Genomic DNA, 19,364 nt, shown 5'->3' on the forward strand with positions numbered 1-19,364 from the left:
TCCTGACCGGCGGGCGGGCCGCGTCAGATCTCCGGCGGCGGGCCCCAGCGGCCCGGGTCCGGGCGGCCGAACGGCAGGCCGGCGCTCTCACAGGCGTGGCGCAACTGGTCGGTGTCCGGCAGGTCGAAGCTCTCCTTGCGGATGACCTGGCCGGTCGGCGACCAGACGAAGAGCGCCTCCTGGCCCTCCTCGTGGGTGTCGACGCCGATGCCGCCGATCGCGGTGCGGGGGTGCTCCCACCGGGTCCGGCCCGAGCCACCGCGCGAGGCGAGGCGGATGCCGTCCGGGCCGAGGGCCAGCCCCGGGCGGCGCAGGTCGTACAGGCCGCCGAGCAGCGCTCCTGCGGCCGCGGCCGCAGGCAGGCCCCAGAGGAGCCAGCTCATGTCACCGCTGAGATAGCGCATCTTGAAGCCGACCACCCCCACCACGACGACCATGAGCACGGCGCCCGCGATGTAGTACCACTTGCGGGTGGTCCAGGGCATGTCCAGCACGACGGGCTCGGCGGTCGTCCCGGCGGTCACGGCCGGCCGGTCCTGGACGACGCCCGCCGCCAGGCTCGCGTAGGCCGCCGTCTGATAGGCGTCGTGCTCCGGATCGGTGAGCGGATAGCCGAACGCCCGCGCCCGGTCCCGCAGTTCGGTGCGGGAGATGCGGAGCGCGCTGAGCGGCGCGTCCAGCTGCTCGGTCCCGTCCTTGCCGCGCAGCCGCAGCCAGGGGTGACCGTGGCGGGTGTTGATCTCCATCGCGCCGATGTCCGCGCGCTGGACGCGGATCTCCGCGCCGGCGCCCTCCCAGCGCAGATACTCCGAGGTGACGGCCAGTACGGCGTCCGGGGCGATCTGATGGGGGAGGAAGCCCGGCCGCAGGTCGTAGGCGCGGCTGCGCGGCCCGTCCTCGATCACCCGGTAGCCGCGCGACCGCAGCACCGCGAACAGCTCCTCCGCCGGGATCCGGCCGGTGTGCGCGGTGCCCAGCAGCGCCAGGTCATGGCCGTAGATCTGCAGCAGCGCCGCCGGCTCGGCCCCGCCGCCTCCCGTGCCGGGGGCGGACAGCGGCTGCGCGACCAGCCCGGCGATGCGCTCCGCGGCCAGGTCGGTGCTGCCGAAGACCGGATCGAAGGCGGTGATCCGCTCCGGGGTGACGGTCCAGCGCGCGGGCCGGTTCCCGGCCAGCCGGACGAGGTAACCCGCGGCCAGCACCACGACCGTGACCCCGAGGGCGTTGATCAGCGCGACGCGTCCGGGGACCGCCGTCGGGCCGTCGCCGACCGCCGCGACCAGCAGCGCGGTCGCACCGCAGGCCAGCGCCGCCAGCCGGCGTCCGTACTGGCGGGCCCGCAGCCCCGGTTCGGCCCGCGACAGCTCGACCGCGCCCTCCTGGGCCGCCGGCAGCGGTCCCTCCGCCGCGGCGGACAGCAGCGCCGCCTCCCGCCGGGCGAAGACCGTCTCCCAGTGCACCGCCGCGCCCGAGGCGGCGCCCTGCCGGTCCACGATCCGGACCGGGGCGCCGAGCCGCCGGGCCGTCAGATGGAACGGGAACATCGCCAGCGCCATGTCCTCCACGCCCATCGAGCAGAGCCTGCCGACCTTCGTCGCCCCGTATTCGGCCGGCGCCAGGACCTCGAGATCCGGCACCAGGAGCGTCAGCGGCTGCTCGCGGGAGAAAGGATGCGTCACCCGCACCCGGCCGCCCCGCAGTTGCTGCAGCCCGCTCGCGCTCAGCCGCCAGAACGTCAGCGGCCGCAGCCGCCGCCACCCGGCCGCGGCACCCCAGACGAGCGCCGCCACGGCGAACGGCACCACCAGCCGCAGCAGCCGGTCGTCCGCCAGCACATAGGCGATCACACCCGCGAACACCGCTGTCGACGGCGGCATCCACCAGGGCGCCGGGTCCGCCCGCAGCCGGTTGCTCTCCAGGACGGCGCCGGCCCCCGGCCCGGTGACCGGCCCGGCGGACCGGGGCGACGACGCGTGCGACGGCTGCATAAGTGGCCTTGTCCCGAGACGGCGGTGGGTCCAATATCCTGTCAGACGCCCGGAAGAGCGAGGCCGGTGGATCGTCCCTCGTCGTCAGCCGGTCCGCGCGGCGATGGCGCGGGCGCACACGAGGGACTCCGTGGCGGTGGTGTCCACCTCGAGGTCGTACTCCACCCCTTCGTGCACGAGCAGGGCCTGGGACCGGGCCATGCCCGCGACCCGGTCTCCGCGGGCGGCCTCCCGCTCCTCGGCGACCCCGGCCTCGCACCGCACCCCGACCCACAGCACGTGGAGACCCGTCAGCGCCGTGCGCCATCTGGCCTGCGAGCCGGCGCCGCCGAGGAACACCTCGTCGACGACGATCCGGGCACCGGCGCGCGCCATGGCCGCGATGCCCTCGGCCCAGGCCACGTCGAGCAGCCGGAACGCGGCCCCGGTGGTCACGTCGCCGTCCGGGCCGAAGGAGATACCGGAGTCCGAGGCCCGCATCGCGGCGGGCAGCGCATCGACGAGGGTGTCGACGCCGAAGCTCAGCCACGGCTCCGGAAGGACGGTTTGCAGACAGCGGGCGATTCCGCTCTTCCCCGCGCTCGATCCGCCGTTGAGAATGATCACTTGGGTGGGCATGCCGCCACCGTAGGCGTCGGGAGAGGAAGCGGCCAGTGGATACTGCGAGCGCCCGGGACGGCGGAACGATCCGCCTGATGACCTGGAATCTATGGTGGCGGTTCGGGCCCTGGGAAGCGCGCAGGGACGCGATCGCGCACGTGCTGCGGGAGGAACGGCCCGATGTCCTGGGGCTGCAGGAGGTGTGGGGGAGCGCGAGCGAGAACTTCGCCGGGTGGCTCGCCAAGGAACTCGGCATGGAATGGGTCTGGTCCCGCTCACCGGTCCAGGACCGGTGGCACCGGCGCAACGGCGGTGACACCTCGGTCGACGTGGGAGTCGCCGTCCTGAGCCGGTACCCGATCCTGGAGACGGCGGAGCGCCGGCTGCCGGCGGCAGGCTTCCCCGACGACGGCAAGACCGTCCTGCACGCTCTGATCGACGCCCCCGGCGGCCCGCTGCCGTTCTTCACCACCCATCTCAACTCCGGCCCGGCGGAGTCCGGCGTGCGCTGCGCGCAGGTGCGGGAGCTGGCGGCCTTCGTGAACGAGCGGACGGGGTGGGGGACGGAGCGGGCGAGCGGGAGCTTCCCACCCGTCGTGTCCGGCGACTTCAACGCGGAGCCCGACTTCGACGAGGTACGGCTGATCGGCGGCTACAGGACCGCACCCGCCGAACCCGGGCTGGTGCTGCTGGACGCCTGGCGCTTCGCCGACCCCTCGCAGCCGCACGGCACCTGGGACATCGCCCACCGGGATTCGGTCAACTTCGGGGATCGCCCGAGCTGTATCGACTACCTCTTCGTCGGACTGCCGGGCCCCGACGGCCGCGGCTGGATCCGCAGCGCCCGCCGCGCGGCCGACGCACCCGTCGACGGCGTGTGGCCCTCCGACCACGCCGCCGTCGTCGCCGAGCTCGCGACCGGCCCTGTTCTAGCCGTCGATCCACTCGGCTGACAGCGCTCGCGCCGGATTGGCAGCAGCGGCGGCCCCCGACGTCCTCGACCTGCTCTGCGGGAAGTTGGAGGTGCCGCCGTCCAGCGTGATCCTCGTGTCCTTCCCGACGGCGTCCTTCCCGAGGGCGGCCGTCACGACGCGCAGTCCCGCCAGTGCCTTCGGCACACCGATGTACGGGGCGAGATGGACCATCACCTCGACGATCTCCCGCGGCTCGATCCCGATGCGCAGGCTGTTGCGCACATGGTCGTCCAGCTGCGGCTCCACACCGCCCAGCGCCGCCAGCGCGGCGAGGTTGGCGATCTGCCGGTCGCGCAGCGCCAGCCCCTCGCGCTGGTAGGTGCCGCCGAACAGGGCCGTCACGATCCAGTCCGGGAATCCGGGGGCGACCGCGTCGAGGCGGGAGAGAGTGGCCTCGATGGTCTCCGGGCCCGCCAGTTCGCCGAGCAACCGGTAGCCGGCCTCGCGGTCGATGCTCGCCTGCTTCACCACTGTCGTCCCGTCTCGATGGTGTTCCGTTCCGGCGCCGACAGGTGCAGCACCTCGTAGCGGTCCCCGGCCGCGGCGGGAGCGGTGTGCTCCCAGAGCGTGAAGTGCAGCAGTTCCCAGTGCCGGGGATCGACGGCGAGCGCGGCCGAGTGCACGCCGGGCGTGCCGGCGTACTCGCGGACGGCGCCGGCGGCGCGGTCGATGACGGCGGCCGGATCCTCGCCGGGAGGGATCGGCACGGCGCGGCGGGCGGCCGCCCGGGGAACCCGGCCCGCCGCGGGCCCGTGCTCGAAGGCCAGCCCCGTCCAGTGCTCGACCTCGGGGCGGCCGAAGTCGTCGATGATTCCCTGGAATCCCGGCCCCCAGAGGAAGCTGTTCATGCCCTGCGGGGTGTTCCACAGATAGAACGGCGCGTACTGGTTGACGGGCGACTCGCCCCCGACCTCCGGCTGGGAGGTGCCCCCCGTGCCGCGCTCGCGGATGAGGTACGCCTTCAGTCCGAGACCGGGGAAGTCGTCGAGCAGATGGCCCCGGGACTCGACCCGACGGCGGATGATCTTCATGTCGTAGTCGGCGGGCAGCGTGATCCGGTACTGCATGGCGTGCATCGGGCTGAACTCCCTACGGCTCGGCGGTGGTCACCGGTCGGCGGTGGTCGAGCGGGCGGCGAGCAGCGCGACCGCACCGCGCACCGCCTGGTGGAACGGCTCCTGCGAGTCCTCGGCGCGGGCGAGCACATAGCCGCCCTGGACGACGGCGGTGATCATGGCGGCGGTGTCCCGCGGATCGAGCGCGGCGTCGAACTCGCCCGCGGCCAGGCCCTCGGCGATGATCTCCGCGAGCCGTCCGCGCAGCCAGGCGAAGGTCTCCTGGACCGGGCGGCGCAGCTCCGGGCTGTCGATCACGTCCGGATCCATGGCCATCCGGCCGACCCGGCAGCCGCGCAGCGCGTCGCGCTCGCGCAGCAGATAGGCCGAGACCCGCTCCAGTGCGGTGCCCCCGCCCGACATCTGGGCGTCGGCCTGGGCCATCAGCTGCTCCGCGCTGCGCCGCATCGCGGTCAGCGCGAGCTCGGGCTTGCCGGAGAAGTGGTGGTACATGCTGCCCTGGCCGGCGCCCGCGTGCTGCTGGATCGCCTTGGGGCTGGTGCCGGTGTAGCCGCGTTCCCAGAGGAGTTCCTGGGTGCTCGCGATCAACCGTTCCGAGGTCTCCATCATCCGAGTGTACATACTAGTAGGTATAGAATCCACGGAGTGAGGCGATGTGCCGTGCGGCCGCACCGCCTCACCCGGTCGGAGGCCCTAGTCGCGCCGGAAGCCGTAGGCACGCTCCACGCGGGCCACTTCGACGCTGTACGAGGCGTACCACCGCTCCCGGCCCAGCCGTTGCACCTCCAGGTGCTCCGGATCGGCCTTCCAGGAGGCTATGGACTCCGCGTCCGAGTAATAGACCACCAGCAGATCGCGGCCGTCGGGACCGCTCTCCGACTCGCGGCCCAGGTATCCGGGCCACTTGGCGGAGAGCGGTCCCATGCGGCGGTTCGCGTCCGCGTACCCCTCCGGGTCCTCGCCGCTCGGCAGTGTCGTGATGATGACGGCGTAGTACGGCGGCTCGGGACGCTGGAACGAGGTGGAATCGGCGGACATGCGCGCACTCCGATCGACGGGGGATCCTGACCGCTGATCGTAAGCGCCGCCACTGACAACGGCCCGGGACGTCCCCTCGGGCGGCCGCCCGACTACCGCCCGGCCTCCGCCGCGTCGGTGGCCACCGAACGGGCCCAGCGGTAGTCGGCCTTGCCGCTGGGGGAGCGCTGGATGCTGTCCATGAGGACGAGGCTGCGCGGGATCTTGTAGCCGGCCAGCCGGGTGCGGCAGTGCGCCTGGATGTCGTCGAGGGTCAGCGGGTCCGCACCGTCGCGCGGCTGGACGACGGCGGCGACGTGATTGCCCCACTTCTCGTCCGGCACCCCGGCGACCAGTGCGTCATAGACGTCGGGGTGCGCCTTGAGCGCCTCCTCGACCTCCTCCGGATAGACCTTCTCGCCACCGGTGTTGATGCACTGCGAACCGCGCCCGAGAACGGTGACGACGCCGTCCTCGTCGACCGTCGCCATGTCCCCGAGTAGCACCCACCGCTCGCCGTCCCGCTGGAAGAACGTCTCCGCGGTCTTCTCGGGGTCGTTGTAGTAGCCGAGCGGTACGTGTCCGCGCAGGGCGATGCGTCCCGGTTCGCCGACCGTGACCGGCTCCAGCGTGGCCAGGTCGACCACCGCGATATGGGAGTTGACCCGCAGCCGGAAGCCGTTGGCGGGACTGGAGTCGTCGGTGGCCGTTCCGTTGAAGCCGGACTCCGAGGAGCCGAAGTTGTTCAGGATCATGACCGTTGGGACCAGCGCCTGGAACTGGGCGCGGACGGTCTCGGACATGATCGCGCCCGAGCTGGAGATGGTGAACAGCGAGGAGCAGTCGGTGCCGGCCAGCGGTCCGGCGAGGGCGTCCGCCAGCGGCCGGAGCATGGCGTCGCCGACCAGCGAGACGCTGCTGACCTTCTCCTTCTCGATGGTGCGCAGCACCTCGTCCGGCACGTACTTGCGGTGGATGACGACCTTCTGGCCGAAGTTGAAGCCGATGAACGCGGTGAGCGTGGAGGTGCCGTGCATCAGCGGCGGGGTCGGGAAGAAGACCAGCCCCTCGCCGCCCGCGGCGACCCGCTCCGCCAGCTCCTCGGGCCGCTTGACCGGCTCGCCGGTGGGGGCGCCGCCGCCCATGCCGGAGAAGAAGAGGTCCTCCTGGCGCCACATGACGCCCTTGGGCATACCGGTGGTGCCGCCGGTGTAGATGATGAACTGGTCGTCCGCGGAGCGCGGCGGGAAGCCGCGGTCCGGGGATCCGGCCGCCTCGGCGTCGGTGAAGGCCACCGGCGCGATGGCCGGTTCCCGCTCGTCCCCGGCCGGAACGCCCACCCTGACCAGGTGCCGCAGTTTCTCGGTGTGCGGCAGTGCGGCGGCCACCCGGCCGGTGAACTCGGCGTCGAAGACCAGTGCCGTCAGATCCGCGTCCCGGTAGAGGTAGACCAGCTCCTCCTCCACGTACCGGTAGTTGACGTTGACCGGCACGGCACGGGCCTTGACGCAGGCCAGCGCCGTCTGCAGGTACTCGATGCCGTTGTAGAGATGCAGTCCGACGTGGTCGCCGGGAAGGATCCCGCTGCCGATCAGGTGGTGCGCGATCCGGTTCGCGGCCGCGTCGAGCTGGGCGTACGTCAGCCGCCGCTCGGCGCCCGTTCCGGGGTGGTCGATGTAGACGAGCGCCTCCCGGTCCGGGACCACGTCCACGACCGACTCGAAGAGGTCGGCAAGGTTGTACTCCACGGCTCCTCCAGCCTTGATGCTGCGAAGGTCTCGGCGGTCATTAGAACCCTCCTGGAGCGAGGTGGGAAGGGTTCCCGGGCGGGAAATCTGACTGGTAGTCAGAAAACTATTGAACTCGACCTGCGCCTACTGCAACCTGTTCTAGGTCCGCGACGGAAGATTGCGACCTTGGAGGCCGGCCATGGGCGGCACGGAACATCTCACGGTGGAGCGCGTCGGCGCGACGCTCGTACTGACCCTGAACCGGCCCGAGGCGAAGAACGCCCTCTCGCTGCCGATGCTGGTCGGTCTGTACGACGGCTGGCTGGCGGCCGACGCCGACGACTCGATCCGCTCCATCGTCCTCACCGGGGCCGGCGGCACCTTCTGCGCCGGCATGGACCTCAAGGCGCTGGCCTCCGACGACGGCGCGATGGCCGGGCAGGAGTACCGCGACCGGATGAAGGAGGACCCCGATCTGCACTGGAAGGCGATGCTCCGGCACCACCGGCCGCGCAAACCGGTGATCGCCGCCGTCGAGGGGTACTGCGTGGCCGGCGGCACCGAGATCCTGCAGGGCACCGACATCCGCGTCGCCGGGGAGAGCGCCACCCTCGGGCTCTTCGAGGTCCGGCGCGCGCTCTTCCCGATCGGCGGCTCCACCGTGCGGCTGCCCCGGCAGATCCCCCGCACCCACGCCCTGGAGATGCTGCTCACCGGCCGCCCCTACTCCGCGGCGGAGGCGAAGGACATCGGCCTGATCGGCCATGTCGTGCCCGACGGCACAGCGCTGAAGCGAGCCCTGGAGATCGCGGAACAGATCAACGCCAACGGGCCGCTGGCCGTCGAGGCGGTCAAGGCGTCCGTGTACGACACCGCGGAGATGACCGAGACGGAGGGCCTCAAGCACGAACTGGAGCGGGGCTGGCCGATCTTCGCCACCGCCGACGCGAAGGAAGGTCCCCGGGCCTTCGCCGAGAAGCGCCCCGCGGTCTTCAAGCGCGCCTGACCCCAGGGACCCAAGGAGAGAAGCCCCCATGACCGAAGTCCTCAGCGCACCACTGGTCGTCGAGTTCCCGTTCACCCGCTCGCTCGGCCCCGTCCAGAGCGCGTTCCTCACCGGCCTGCGCGAACGCACCGTGCTCGGTGTGCGCACCGGCGACGACCGGGTGCTCGTACCGCCCGTCGAATACGACCCCGTCACCTCGGCGGAGCTGCGGGAACTCGTCGAGGTCGGCGCCACCGGCACCGTCACCACCTGGGCCTGGAACCCCGACCCCGGGCGCAACCAGCCGCTCTCCACGCCCTTCGCCTGGGTCCTGGTCCGCCTCGACGGCGCCGACACCGCGATGCTGCACGCCCTGGACGCGGCCGGCCCCGACGCCGTCAGCACCGGAATGCGGGTACGGATCCGCTGGGCCGCCGAGCGGGTCGGCGCGATCACCGACATCGCCTGCTTCGAACCGGACGACGGGACCGGGCCGCCGGAACGCGCGGCCACCGCGCACCACGGCGAGTTCACCGATCCGGTGACCGGCATCGTCGCCCCCGCGCGCCTCGACTACGTCTACAGCCCCGGCCGGGCCCAGACCCGCTACCTCGCCGCGCTCGCCGACCGCAAGATGATCGGCGAACGCTGCCCGTCCTGCCGCAAGGTCTACATCCCGCCCCGGGGCGCCTGCCCCACCTGCGGCGTCGCCACCGAGGAACAGGTGGAAGTGGGACCTGGCGGCACCATCACCACCTTCTGCATCGTCAACATCAAGGCCCGCGGCCTCGACATCGAAGTGCCGTACGTCTACGCGCACATCGCCCTGGACGGCGCGGACCTCGCCCTGCACGGGCGCATCGGCGGCCTCCCCTACGACCAGGTGCGGATGGGCATGCGCGTCGAACCCGTGTGGAGCGACGACGGCGGCTTCCCCGACCACTACCGGCCGACCGGAGAGCCCGACGCCGGCTACGACACGTACAAGGAGATGGTCTAGATGCGGGACGTCGCGATCGTGGCGTTCGCCCAGAGCCGGCACGCCCGCAGCACGGCCGAGGTCTCCGAGGTCGAACTGCTCATGCCCGTGCTGCACGAGGCGCTCGACCAGGTCGAACTGAAGGCCAGCGACATCGGCTTCACCTGCTCCGGGTCGTCGGACTACCTCGCCGGCCGGGCCTTCTCCTTCACGATGGCCCTGGACGGGGTCGGCGCCTGGCCGCCGATCTCCGAATCGCATGTCGAGATGGACGGCGCCTGGGCGCTCTACGAGGCCTGGGTGAAGATCCTCACCGGTGAGGCCGACACCGCGCTGGTGTACTCCTACGGCAAGTCCTCGCCCGGCGACGTCCGCGAGGTACTGACCCGCCAGCTCGACCCGTACTACGTCGCGCCGCTGTGGCCCGACCCGGTCGCGCTCGCCGCGCTCCAGGCGCGGGCCCTCATCGACGCGGGGCACACCAGCGAACCCGAACTCGCCGGGGTCGCCGCCCGCAGCCGCGCCTCCGCGCGGGACAACCCGTACGCGCAGCTCACCTCCGTCCGCGACGGCGCGGAGTACGTCGTCCAGCCGCTGCGCCGCCAGGACTGCCCGCCGGTCGGCGACGGCGCCGCCGCGATCGTGCTGGCCGCCGGGGACACCGCCCGCCGGCTCTGCGCCAGGCCCGCGTGGATCCGCGGCCTCGACCACCGGATCGAGGCGCACAGCCTCGGCGTCCGCGACCTCACCGACTCGCCGTCCACCCGGCTCGCGGCCGAACGGGCCGGGCTCTTCGACGCACCGGTCGACACCGCGGAACTGCACGCGCCGTTCACCTCCCAGGAGGTCGTGCTGCGCAGGGCGCTGCGGCTGGGCGACGAGGTGGACGTCAACCCGTCCGGCGGTCCGCTCGCCGCCAACCCCATCATGGCCGCCGGCCTGATCCGGCTCGGCGAGGCGGCCGCCCGCATCCACCGCGGCGACTCCGACCGCGCCGTGGCCCACGCGACCTCCGGTCCCTGCCTGCAGCAGAACCTGGTCGCCGTCCTGGAAGGGGATGTGAAATGAGCAAGGCACCCGTGGCCGTCGTCGGCATCGGCCAGACCAAGCACGTCGCGGCCCGGCACGACGTGTCGATCGCGGGGCTGCTGCGCGAAGCGGCCCTGCGGGCGCTCGCCGACGCCGAACTCACCTTCGCCGACATCGACGCGGTCGTCATCGGCAAGGCCCCGGACTTCTTCGAGGGCGTGATGATGCCGGAGCTGTATCTGGCGGACGCCCTCGGAGCGGTCGGCAAACCGATGCTGCGGGTGCACACCGCGGGCTCGGTCGGCGGCTCGACCGCGCTGGTCGCCTCCAACCTGGTCGCGGCCCGCGTCCACCGCACCGTACTGACCGTCGCGTTCGAGAAGCAGTCCGAGTCCAACGCCATGTGGGGGCTCTCGCTGCCGATCCCGTTCCAGCAGCCGCTGCTCGCCGGCGCCGGCGGCTTCTTCGCCCCGCACGTACGCGCCTACATGCGCCGCACCGGGGCGCCCGACCACATCGGCTCCCTCGTCGCGTTCAAGGACCGCCGCAACGCCCTGAAGAACCCCTACGCCCACCTGCACGAGAAGGACATCACCCTGGAGAAGGTGCGGGCCGCCCCCATGCTGTGGGACCCGATCCGCTACTCCGAGACCTGTCCGTCCTCCGACGGCGCGGTCGCGATGGTGCTCACCGACACCGAGGGCGCGGCCCGGACGCCGCGCCCGCCCGCCTGGCTGCACGGCGGCGCCATGCGCAGCGAGCCGACGATGTTCGCGGGCAAGGACTACGTCAGCCCGCAGGCCGGCAAGGACTGCGCCGCCGATGTGTACCGGCAGGCCGGGATCACCGATCCGCGCCGGGAGATCGACGCGGTCGAGATGTACGTGCCGTTCTCCTGGTACGAGCCGATGTGGCTGGAGAACCTCGGCTTCGCCGCCGAGGGGGAGGGCTGGAAGCTCACCGAGGCGGGCGTCACCGAACTCGACGGCGATCTCCCCGTCAACCCGTCGGGCGGGGTGCTGTCCACCAACCCGATCGGCGCGTCCGGCATGATCCGGTTCGCCGAGGCGGCGCTGCAGGTACGCGGCCAGGCCGGTGAGCACCAGGTGGAAGGGGCCCGCCGGGCGCTGGGCCACGCGTACGGCGGCGGCGCGCAGTTCTTCTCGATGTGGCTCGTCGGCGCGGACCGGCCCACCACCTGATCGGGCGGTGTATCCGGGCAGCTTGTCCCATTGCCTGTCGGGCAAAGGGCCCGGTGGCTAGGCTGGGTCGCGGATGACGACGTGGGAGGAGAGCGGACGTGGCCGAGAGCACCATCGGACAGCCGTTGACCAACGGTAAGAAGCCGCAGCTGGATCTTGCGAGCGCGGACTGGCAGTCCAGCAGTCAGGGCACGGGCGACGTCCAGATCGCCTTTATCGAGGGCTACATCGCGATGCGGGACGGGCGGAGCCCGGACGGGCCGTCGCTGATCTTCACGCCCGCCGAATGGCGCGCCTTCGTACTCGGCGCGCGTGACGGCGAGTTCGACCTCACCTGAGGCGTCCGTCCCGTACGCCCCACCGGCCGCCGGGCCTCGTCACCGAGGCCCGGCGGCCGGCTGTTCGGGGCCGGACACCAGCATGGCTACGGCCACGGCTACGACTACGGCCACGGCCCGAGTTCGGGCAGCGGCGCCACTCCGCTGTCCAGCGGGCCCAGCGGCTCGCGTCCCGCCAGCCAGGCGGTGAGGTCGGTGAGCGCACCGCCTACGGTGACCGGTTCGCCGTCCCCGAGGACAAGTGCCTCCGGGCCGTCCGACGCCGCGAGCGTCAGCCGCACCCCGTCCGGTACCCGCGGCGCGAGAAAGTCCAGGACGTGCGCGCAGAACGGCCGTGACCACTGCGCGGTCCGGTACCCGATCGCGGCGTCCGCCGTGTGGATCTCCAACTCCCGCCACCAGGCGAGCGCGGCGGCCGACAGCGTGGCGTCGCGATAGCGCACCGGCCGCTCCAGGTCCCGCGGGCCGACGGCCGTCCACGCCTGCTCGGCCTCGTCGAGCGCCGCGGTGACGGCCGCCCGCAGTTCGGCAGCCGGGCGGCCGTGTCCGGCCTCGATGGCGGCGTCTCGGGCCGGCCGCCCGCCGTCGTAGGGATCGATCAGCTCGTCCTTGAGGGCGTAACGCGCCTGCCGGGCCAGGGCGAACCCGACCCCCTCGACATGGCTGAGCAGGTGCCCGCGGGTCCAGCCGGGCAGTGCGCTCGGGGCGCGGACGTCGGCGTCGGTCAGCCCGCCGAGCAGCGCCCGCAACCGCGACTGACTCTCCAGGACCGCCGGTACGGGGTCGGGACGGTTCACGGCCACAGCAGCTCCTTGTGCCGGCCGCCGTCGGAACGGCGGTGGTTCGACCGGGTGTGATCCCGGTTCTTGTCGCCCCGCCGGAAGTCCACTTGCCGGAGGTCCACCTGCCGGCACTCCACCTGCTGGGCGCATCAGCTAATGCATCGCCGCGAATATAACATTAGGTCTCCGCTCCGGGGTGGCTGGTTCCGGCCGTCCCGGTGGCGGGTATCAGGACGTCCGGCGGCTTTGCCCGTGCTTGGGTCGCCCGTCATCTTGTGTGTGGCAAGTGGCCATGGCAGTCTCCGCGCGTATTGGCGCGCCCGTCGCGTTCTCCCCGTTCAATTCGGCGCGACCCCGCACCTGTGTCCCCTGACCGAGGAGTCGCCTTGACGCCCTTGTCCCGCCGTGGATTCCTGGGAGCGGCCGGCGCCGCCGCCGCGTTCGGCACGCTGCCCGCCTCCATCCAGCAGGCCATGGCCGCCACCTCGGCGGCCGGCACGCTCGACGATGTCGAGCATGTGGTGATCTTCATGCAGGAGAACCGTTCGTTCGATCACTACTTCGGCACCCTCAAGGGCGTACGCGGCTACGGCGACCGGTCGCGGCTGCGCTTCCCCAACGGCCAGGACGTGCTGCGCCAGACCGCGAACGGACCCTCCGGCGGCAGCCTCGTACTGCCCTGGCACCTGAACACCGCGACGACGGACGCGCAGCGGGTGCGGGACCTCGACCACGGCTGGTCGGGCACCCACAGCGCCTGGAACAGCGGCAAGTACAACAACTGGGTGCCGGCCAAGAGCGCCTGGTCGATGGGGTACTACCAGCGCGCCGACATCCCGTTCCAGTTCGCGCTGGCCGAGTCGTTCACCCTCTGCGACCAGTACTTCTGTTCCGTGCAGGGGCCGACCAACCCCAACCGGCTGTACCAGTGGACCGCCACCGTCGACCCGGCGGGCAGGAACGGCGGGCCGGTCACGGACAACTCCGAGAAGGGGTACTCCTGGACCACCTACGCCGAGCGCCTGCAGTCGGCGGGCATCTCCTGGCGGGTCTACCAGCAGCAGGACAACTACGACGACAACCCGCTCGCCTGGTTCAAGAACTTCAAGAGCGCCGCCACCACGTCACCGCTCTACGTCAACGGGATGCAGCGGCGTTCCGCCGACGCGTTCAACCAGGACGTGAAGAACGGCACGCTGCCGGCCGTCAGCTGGGTCGTGGCCCCGGCCAACCAGAGCGAGCACCCGGACTACCCGCCGGCGTACGGCGCGAACTACACCTCGAAGTACGTCCTGGAGTCGCTCGCGGCGAACCCGGCCGTCTGGGCCAAGACCGTGGTCTTCCTCAACTTCGACGAGAACGACGGCTTCTTCGACCATGTGGCGCCGCCCGTCCCGCCCGCCGGAACCGCGGACGAGTTCATCGGCGGGGTGCCCATCGGTCTCGGCCCGCGCGTGCCGATGATCGTGATCTCGCCCTGGAGCCGCGGCGGCTACGTCAACTCCGAGGTCGCCGACCACACCTCGCCGCTGCGGTTCCTGGAGAACTGGACCGGGGTGAAGGAGACCAACATCTCCGCCTGGCGCCGCACCGTCTGCGGTGACCTGATGAGCGCCTTCGACTTCAGCACGAAGAACACCACGTTCCCCTCGCTCCCCGACACCGCCGCGCTGGTCGCCGCCTGCGACGCCCAGAACTCGCTGCCCGACGCCGCCCCGCCGTCGGCGCAGGTGGCGCCGGTCCAGGAGTCGGGCACCCGGCCGGCCCGGAGGATCGGCTACGGCTTCGACACGACGTCGTGGACCGAGACGAGCACCGGCCGCATCTGGATCAAGGTGGTCAACACCGGGACGCTGGGCGCCGGGTTCGCGATGTACACCGTCAACCACCGCACGTACGACAACTGGCGCTACACCGTTCCCGTCGGCGGCAGCGTGCAGGACTACTTCAGCGCCCAGACGTACGGTGGCGGCCTGTACGACATCGACGCGCACGGCCCCGACGGCTATCTGCGCGGCTTCAAGGGCGATGTGCGGACCTGGTCGAACGCGGCCAAGGGGCACCCCGAGGCGGCCGTGGCCATCGCCCGCGCGACGCCGCGGAACCTGGCGCTGACGCTGACCAACGGCGGTGGCGCGGCGGTGGTCTTCACCGTGGGCGGCAACGCCGCCGGGGACGGTTCCGGCGGCAGTACGGTGACCGTCGCGGCGGGCGGTACCCAGCAGGTCGCGCTCACATCGGCGGCCGACGGCGGCTACGACTACACCGTCACCGCGAACACCGGCGACGGTTTCGAGCGGCGCTTCGCGGGCCGCACCTACCCCGCCTAGGAAGTCGGCGTCCGCCCGCATCCGGGCCGCGCGAGGGACCGGGGCCGCACTCCCGTGCGGCCCCGGCCGTTCCGCCGCTCCGTTCACGGCCGGTTCAGCCGAGGCCACCGGGGCGGGCGCGGTCCGCGCCGAAGAGATCCGACCACGGCCGCTGTCTGCCGCCGCTCACCGCGGCGACCCCCGAAGCGCGGTACCGGGCGGTCTCCAGGGACCAGTCGAGATTGCCGCGCATCACATGGCGCATGGCGCGCACATAGTCCTCCACCTGCGTCCGCAGCGCGGGCGCGGCGTCGTACTCGTCGAGCACGGCGGGAAGCCGCGCGGCCAGCATCTGGAACCGCTGCACGCGCGCGTTGGCAGCCCGCGCGATGAGTTCCACGGCCCCCTCCAGCGTGTGGTCGCTGCTGTCGAGCAGCAGGATCACACTGTTGTTGACGTCCCCGGCGGCCAACTCCTTGTCCACCGACATGATGTCGTTCACGAAGATCACCACATCACCGGTGATCTCCCGCATCTCGGCGAGCGGGCCCGAGTGCAGCATGTCCGGCAGGGTGTAGCCGCCGCAGCGCTCGGCGAAGTCCAGGCACGGCTGGACGCCGATGGAGTCCCGGCGGCCCCGCAGGAAGGTCTCGAGGGTCATGGCGGGCCGCCGCGTCCGGTTCAGCGCCTCCCAGTGGTAGGCCCGCAGATAGTCCCGCCAGTGGTCGCGGAAGCGGTGCTGCCACACGGTCGGCGTGCCGGCCGCCGAACGGACCCAGATGTCGCGGAATCCGTCCGCGAGGGGGTTGTCCGACGGGTTGGCGGCGCCACGGACGGGGGAAGGTGGTTCGTAGAGGATCGACACCAACGTGTCGACCTCGCGCTCCACGTCGTCCGGCCGACGCCCCAAAGGGCCGTCGAACTGGTCGTCGAAGATGAAGAACCAGGCGTTGAAATCGGCGGCGAGGTCGAGGTCGGGTCCGTTGGCACGGGGGTAGAAGAACGCCATCAGGCGCTCCAGCCGCAGGGCGTCGTACTCCTCGACGTCGCGGTCGAAACGGAGTATCGCCAGGTCGCGCAGCCACCTGAGGGTGTGCTGGCGGGCTCGGTCGGTGTGCGGGCTCGACCGCCCGGGGAAGGGAATACTCAGCAGGGTGGTGCGTTCCGCGAGGATGTCGCGCTGGATGGGGCCGCTGGGGGCTGTGGTGTCCGACAAGGTGCCCACCTCGGGTTGCGTCGCGGTGGTCCGGAGCCGCCCGGACCATGGGGAAAGTGAACTGGCGTTTGCCATCTACCCGTTCGTCCGACCTGGATATCCCCAGGGGGCACTACAGAGCGTCCCGGCGGGCGTACGCTCGGCGCTACCTGCCGAATAGGCAACGAGAACGGGAACGGACATGCCAGACGCGGTAGAACAATTGGGACGAGTGAATCGCTTGGTTCTCGAACGTGAGTCCGAACTCGTCGCGCTCGACGGCGCTTTGAACGATCTCTGCGGGACTCGGTCCGGCACGAAGCACGGCGGGCTGCTCGCTTTCGCGGGTCCTGCCGGGGGCGGCAAGACCGCACTGCTCGCCGAGGTCCGCAGGCGAGCGGCGGCGCGCGGCTGCACCGTGCTGTCCGCACGCGGTGGCGAGCAGGAGCAGGGCATGGCCTTCCATGTCGTCCGCCAGCTCGTCCAGCCGGTGCTCGCGGCGGCCTCCGAGGAGGAGCACCGCCGGATACTGGGCAGCTGGTACGACATCGTCGCCCCGGCGGTCGGGCTGGTGGCCTCGGCCGGCGACGGCGCCCCCGATCCCACCGGCGTGCGCGACGGCCTGGACTGGGTGGTGACGCGCTTCGCCGTCCAGCAGGCGCCCGTCGTCCTGATCCTGGACGACGCGCACTGGGCCGACGCGGAGTCGCTGGCGTGGCTGACCGCCTTCGCCCCGCGCGCCGAGGAACTGCCGATGCTGGTGATCGTCGCGTACCGGCCGGACGAACTGCCCGCCGACGCGATGGCGTTCCGCAAACTCGCCGGCCGGCACGGCTCCCGGCCCTTCGACCTGGTGGCGCTCACCCCGGGCGCCGTCCGGCGCATAGTGCGCGACGCCGTGGGGGACAGCGCCGAGGAGGCGTTCTGCCGTGAGGCGTGGGCGGTCACCGGCGGCAACCCCTTCGAGGTCACCGAGCTCACCGCCAAGATCTGCGACCGCGAACTCAAGGGCCAGCGCGAGGAGATCCCGGAACTGCGCGAACTGGCCTCCGCCGTCAAGGGCAGCGGCCTCATCGAGCGGATCGAGAAGCTGGGCCCGTCCGCGGTCCGCTTCGCCTGGGCCGCGGCCGTCCTCGGCACGTCCATCGCACCGCCGCTGGCCGCGGGTGTCGCCGCGCTCGGCCGCGAGGAGGCGGCCGACGCCTTCGAACGGCTGCGGGCCGCGCGCATCCTGACGGTCGGCACCAACGACAGCTCCACCCTGGAGTTCGTCCACCCGCTGATCGCCACCGCCGTCTACCGGGCGATCCCCAGCGCGCTGCGCGTCGGGATGCACGGCGAGGCGGCATCGGCCGTGACGGAAGCGGGACTGGGTGCCGCCACCGCCGCCCGGCACCTGCTGGAACTGCACCCCGAGGGTGACGAGTGGGTGGTGCAGCAACTGCGCGGCGCCGCCCGCGAGTACCTGCGGGCCGGTGCGCCCGAGGCGGCCCAGCGCTGCCTCGCCCGCGCCCTGCGCGAACCCCCGCCCTACGGTGAGCGCGCGGCCGTGCTCTTCGAACTCGGCTGCTCCTCGCTCCTCAACGAGCCCGCGAACACGGTCAACCACCTGCGGGCCGCCCTGGAGGAGCCGGAACTCGAACCGGAGCTGCGCGAGGCCATCACCTACCGGCTCGCCCAGGCGCTGGGACACACCGGCCGGATGGCGGAGGCCGCCAGAACCGTCGAGGCCGAGGCCGGCCGGGCCAACAACACCCGCACCCGGCTGCGCATGCAGGCCGAGCAGTTCATGTGGAACGCCTTCCGGGCCGACGAACAGGACTCGCCCGCCCGCTCCCGGCGATTGGCCCGGCTGGCGGACCATCTCACCGGCCGCGGCCCGGCCGAACGCTACATCCTGGGACTGCGCGCCTGGGACGCGATGGTGCGCGGCGAACCGGCCCCCGTCGCGGTCCGCTACGCCGAGGAGGCCCTCGGCGACGGCCTCAGCTGGACCGACGAGAACTGGGGCTTCGAGGTTCCGGTCCTGGTCGCCCTCACCTTCATGTACTGCGACCAGCCGGGCCGCGCCGAGGACCTGTTCACCAAGGGCATCGCGGAGCTGGAACGCAAGGGCTGGCGCGGCGCTCACCTGTCGTTCGGCTTCACGCTCCTCGGGTACATCCGCTACCGCCGCGGGCGGCTCGCCGAGGCCGAGGACCTGGTGCACGCCGGGCTGGGCATCGCCGACCGGGTGGGGCCGGGAGTGCCCGCGCAGTGGTTCGCGATCGGCATCCTCATCGAGATCCTGCTGGCCCGCGGCCGTACCCACGAGGCACAGGAGCTCGCCGACACGTACAACTACGGCGAGGTGATCCCTAACGCGGTGGTCTACCCCGACTCCCAGACGGTCTTCAGCGAACTGCTGCTGGCCCAGGGCATGCGGGGCGACGCCGAACGCCATCTCACGGCGGTCGGCCAGCGGCTGGAGGCGCGCGGCATGCGCAATCCCGGCTGGTGCCCGTGGCAGCTGCACCTCGCCCAGGCGGTGGCGCTCGTCGAACCCGAACGGGCCGCGGACACCATCCGGGAGGCCGTTCAGCGGGCCCGCCAGTTCGGTACCGCGTCGGCGATCGGGCAGGCGCTGCACGCGTCCGCCGAAGTGACCGGTGGCGCCGACGGTCTGCGGCTGCTGGCCGAGGCCGTCAGCCATCTCGAACGCTCACCCTCGGCGTTCGAACTGGCCCGCGCGCAGGTCGCGTACGGTGCCGCGCTGCGCCGGGCCGGACTGCCGCAGGACGCCGCCGACCGGTTGCACGCCGGTCTGGAAGGCGCGCTGCACTGCAACTCGGACGCGCTTGCCGGCCGGGCCCGTGACGAGCTCGCGGCGGCGGGGATGCGCCCGCTGCAGCTGCGCAGTACCGGGACCGACACACTCACCGGGCCGGAGCGGACGGTGGCGGAACAGGTCGCGGGCGGCCGGTCCACCGCCGAGGTCGCGAAGGAGATGGGCGCCGCGGAACGCGAGGTGACGCGCATGCTGTCCGCCGTCTACCGCAAGGTCGGCACCGATCACGCCGGGCTGGCCAAGGCCCTCGAACAGACATCGGACAACGGGTTCCAGCACTCTGCGCTGGGGCGATGAACCAGGACCTCGGAAGGTAGGGCCGCGGCAGGTCCG

General features: G+C 72.1%; 17 protein-coding genes. 8 read left to right on the top strand and 9 right to left on the bottom strand.

Features of this window, described 5'->3' with window-relative positions; genetic code table 11:
• Nucleotides 1-23 precede the first annotated feature (23 nt).
• A complete protein-coding gene (locus tag G3I60_RS24475; RefSeq protein WP_164295907.1) occupies nt 24-1,988 on the bottom strand; it encodes a hypothetical protein in 1,965 nt (654 codons plus the stop codon).
• A gap of 84 nt (nt 1,989-2,072) precedes the next feature.
• Complete coding sequence (gene cpt, locus G3I60_RS24480; RefSeq protein ID WP_187144785.1) at nt 2,073-2,606, bottom strand: chloramphenicol phosphotransferase CPT; 534 nt, start codon at nt 2,604-2,606, stop codon at nt 2,073-2,075.
• A 77-nt stretch (nt 2,607-2,683) separates the two neighbouring features.
• Between cpt and G3I60_RS24485 the strand changes: the two genes are divergently transcribed.
• Nucleotides 2,684-3,541, top strand: coding sequence for an endonuclease/exonuclease/phosphatase family protein (locus G3I60_RS24485; RefSeq protein WP_164295909.1), 858 nt, complete (start codon nt 2,684-2,686; stop codon nt 3,539-3,541).
• Here G3I60_RS24485 and G3I60_RS24490 read toward each other — a convergent pair.
• The 5 genes from G3I60_RS24490 to G3I60_RS24510 all read right to left on the bottom strand — a co-directional run bounded on the left by G3I60_RS24490 (nt 3,518) and on the right by G3I60_RS24510 (nt 7,403).
• The gene (locus G3I60_RS24490; RefSeq protein WP_244809026.1) at nt 3,518-4,030 is read right to left on the bottom strand and encodes a carboxymuconolactone decarboxylase family protein; all 513 of its coding nucleotides are present in this window, start codon (nt 4,028-4,030) and stop codon (nt 3,518-3,520) included. The two genes, G3I60_RS24485 and G3I60_RS24490, sit on opposite strands and share 24 nt — an antisense overlap.
• Complete coding sequence (locus G3I60_RS24495; RefSeq protein WP_164295910.1) at nt 4,027-4,638, bottom strand: DUF4865 family protein; 612 nt, start codon at nt 4,636-4,638, stop codon at nt 4,027-4,029. Before G3I60_RS24495 ends, G3I60_RS24490 begins: the two co-directional genes overlap by 4 nt.
• 30 nt (nt 4,639-4,668) lie before the next feature.
• On the bottom strand, nt 4,669-5,259 hold the full coding sequence (locus tag G3I60_RS24500; protein WP_239070182.1) for a TetR/AcrR family transcriptional regulator: 591 nt from the start codon (nt 5,257-5,259) through the stop codon (nt 4,669-4,671).
• Between the two features lie 72 nt (nt 5,260-5,331).
• Nucleotides 5,332-5,676: an antibiotic biosynthesis monooxygenase gene (locus tag G3I60_RS24505; RefSeq protein ID WP_138353950.1), complete on the bottom strand. Its 345-nt coding sequence runs from the start codon at nt 5,674-5,676 to the stop codon at nt 5,332-5,334.
• 92 nt (nt 5,677-5,768) lie between these two features.
• Nucleotides 5,769-7,403, bottom strand: coding sequence for an acyl-CoA synthetase (locus tag G3I60_RS24510; protein WP_164295912.1), 1,635 nt, complete (start codon nt 7,401-7,403; stop codon nt 5,769-5,771).
• A gap of 181 nt (nt 7,404-7,584) precedes the next feature.
• Between G3I60_RS24510 and G3I60_RS24515 the strand changes: the two genes are divergently transcribed.
• From G3I60_RS24515 to G3I60_RS24535, 5 genes are all read left to right on the top strand, one after another.
• Complete coding sequence (locus G3I60_RS24515; RefSeq protein WP_138353948.1) at nt 7,585-8,391, top strand: crotonase/enoyl-CoA hydratase family protein; 807 nt, start codon at nt 7,585-7,587, stop codon at nt 8,389-8,391.
• 28 nt (nt 8,392-8,419) lie between these two features.
• Nucleotides 8,420-9,370, top strand: coding sequence for a Zn-ribbon domain-containing OB-fold protein (locus G3I60_RS24520; protein WP_164295914.1), 951 nt, complete (start codon nt 8,420-8,422; stop codon nt 9,368-9,370).
• Complete coding sequence (locus tag G3I60_RS24525; protein WP_164295916.1) at nt 9,371-10,417, top strand: thiolase domain-containing protein; 1,047 nt, start codon at nt 9,371-9,373, stop codon at nt 10,415-10,417.
• Nucleotides 10,414-11,580 carry a thiolase domain-containing protein gene (locus G3I60_RS24530; protein WP_138353945.1) on the top strand — a complete coding sequence of 389 codons (1,167 nt, stop codon included), beginning with the start codon at nt 10,414-10,416 and terminating at the stop codon, nt 11,578-11,580. The genes G3I60_RS24525 and G3I60_RS24530 overlap by 4 nt, the downstream gene beginning before the upstream one ends.
• A 98-nt stretch (nt 11,581-11,678) precedes the next feature.
• On the top strand, nt 11,679-11,918 hold the full coding sequence (locus G3I60_RS24535; protein WP_138353944.1) for a DUF397 domain-containing protein: 240 nt from the start codon (nt 11,679-11,681) through the stop codon (nt 11,916-11,918).
• 104 nt (nt 11,919-12,022) lie between these two features.
• Here G3I60_RS24535 and G3I60_RS24540 read toward each other — a convergent pair whose 3' ends face one another.
• Nucleotides 12,023-12,721: a maleylpyruvate isomerase family mycothiol-dependent enzyme gene (locus tag G3I60_RS24540; protein WP_343241462.1), complete on the bottom strand. Its 699-nt coding sequence runs from the start codon at nt 12,719-12,721 to the stop codon at nt 12,023-12,025.
• A 365-nt stretch (nt 12,722-13,086) separates the two neighbouring features.
• Between G3I60_RS24540 and G3I60_RS24545 the strand changes: the two genes are divergently transcribed.
• Complete coding sequence (locus G3I60_RS24545) at nt 13,087-15,030, top strand: phosphocholine-specific phospholipase C (protein WP_164295919.1); 1,944 nt, start codon at nt 13,087-13,089, stop codon at nt 15,028-15,030.
• Nucleotides 15,031-15,124: 94 nt separating this feature from the next.
• Here the strand turns inward: G3I60_RS24545 and G3I60_RS24550 are convergent, their stop codons facing one another.
• Nucleotides 15,125-16,225 carry an isoafricanol synthase gene (locus G3I60_RS24550; protein WP_164295921.1) on the bottom strand — a complete coding sequence of 367 codons (1,101 nt, stop codon included), beginning with the start codon at nt 16,223-16,225 and terminating at the stop codon, nt 15,125-15,127.
• Nucleotides 16,226-16,406: 181 nt separating this feature from the next.
• Between G3I60_RS24550 and G3I60_RS24555 the strand changes: the two genes are divergently transcribed.
• Nucleotides 16,407-19,328 carry an AAA family ATPase gene (locus tag G3I60_RS24555; protein WP_164295923.1) on the top strand — a complete coding sequence of 974 codons (2,922 nt, stop codon included), beginning with the start codon at nt 16,407-16,409 and terminating at the stop codon, nt 19,326-19,328.
• Nucleotides 19,329-19,364 lie beyond the last annotated feature (36 nt).

This window comes from Streptomyces sp. SID13666, assembly GCF_010548325.1.
In the GTDB taxonomy this organism is placed as follows: Bacteria; Actinomycetota; Actinomycetes; order Streptomycetales; family Streptomycetaceae; genus Actinacidiphila; species Actinacidiphila fildesensis.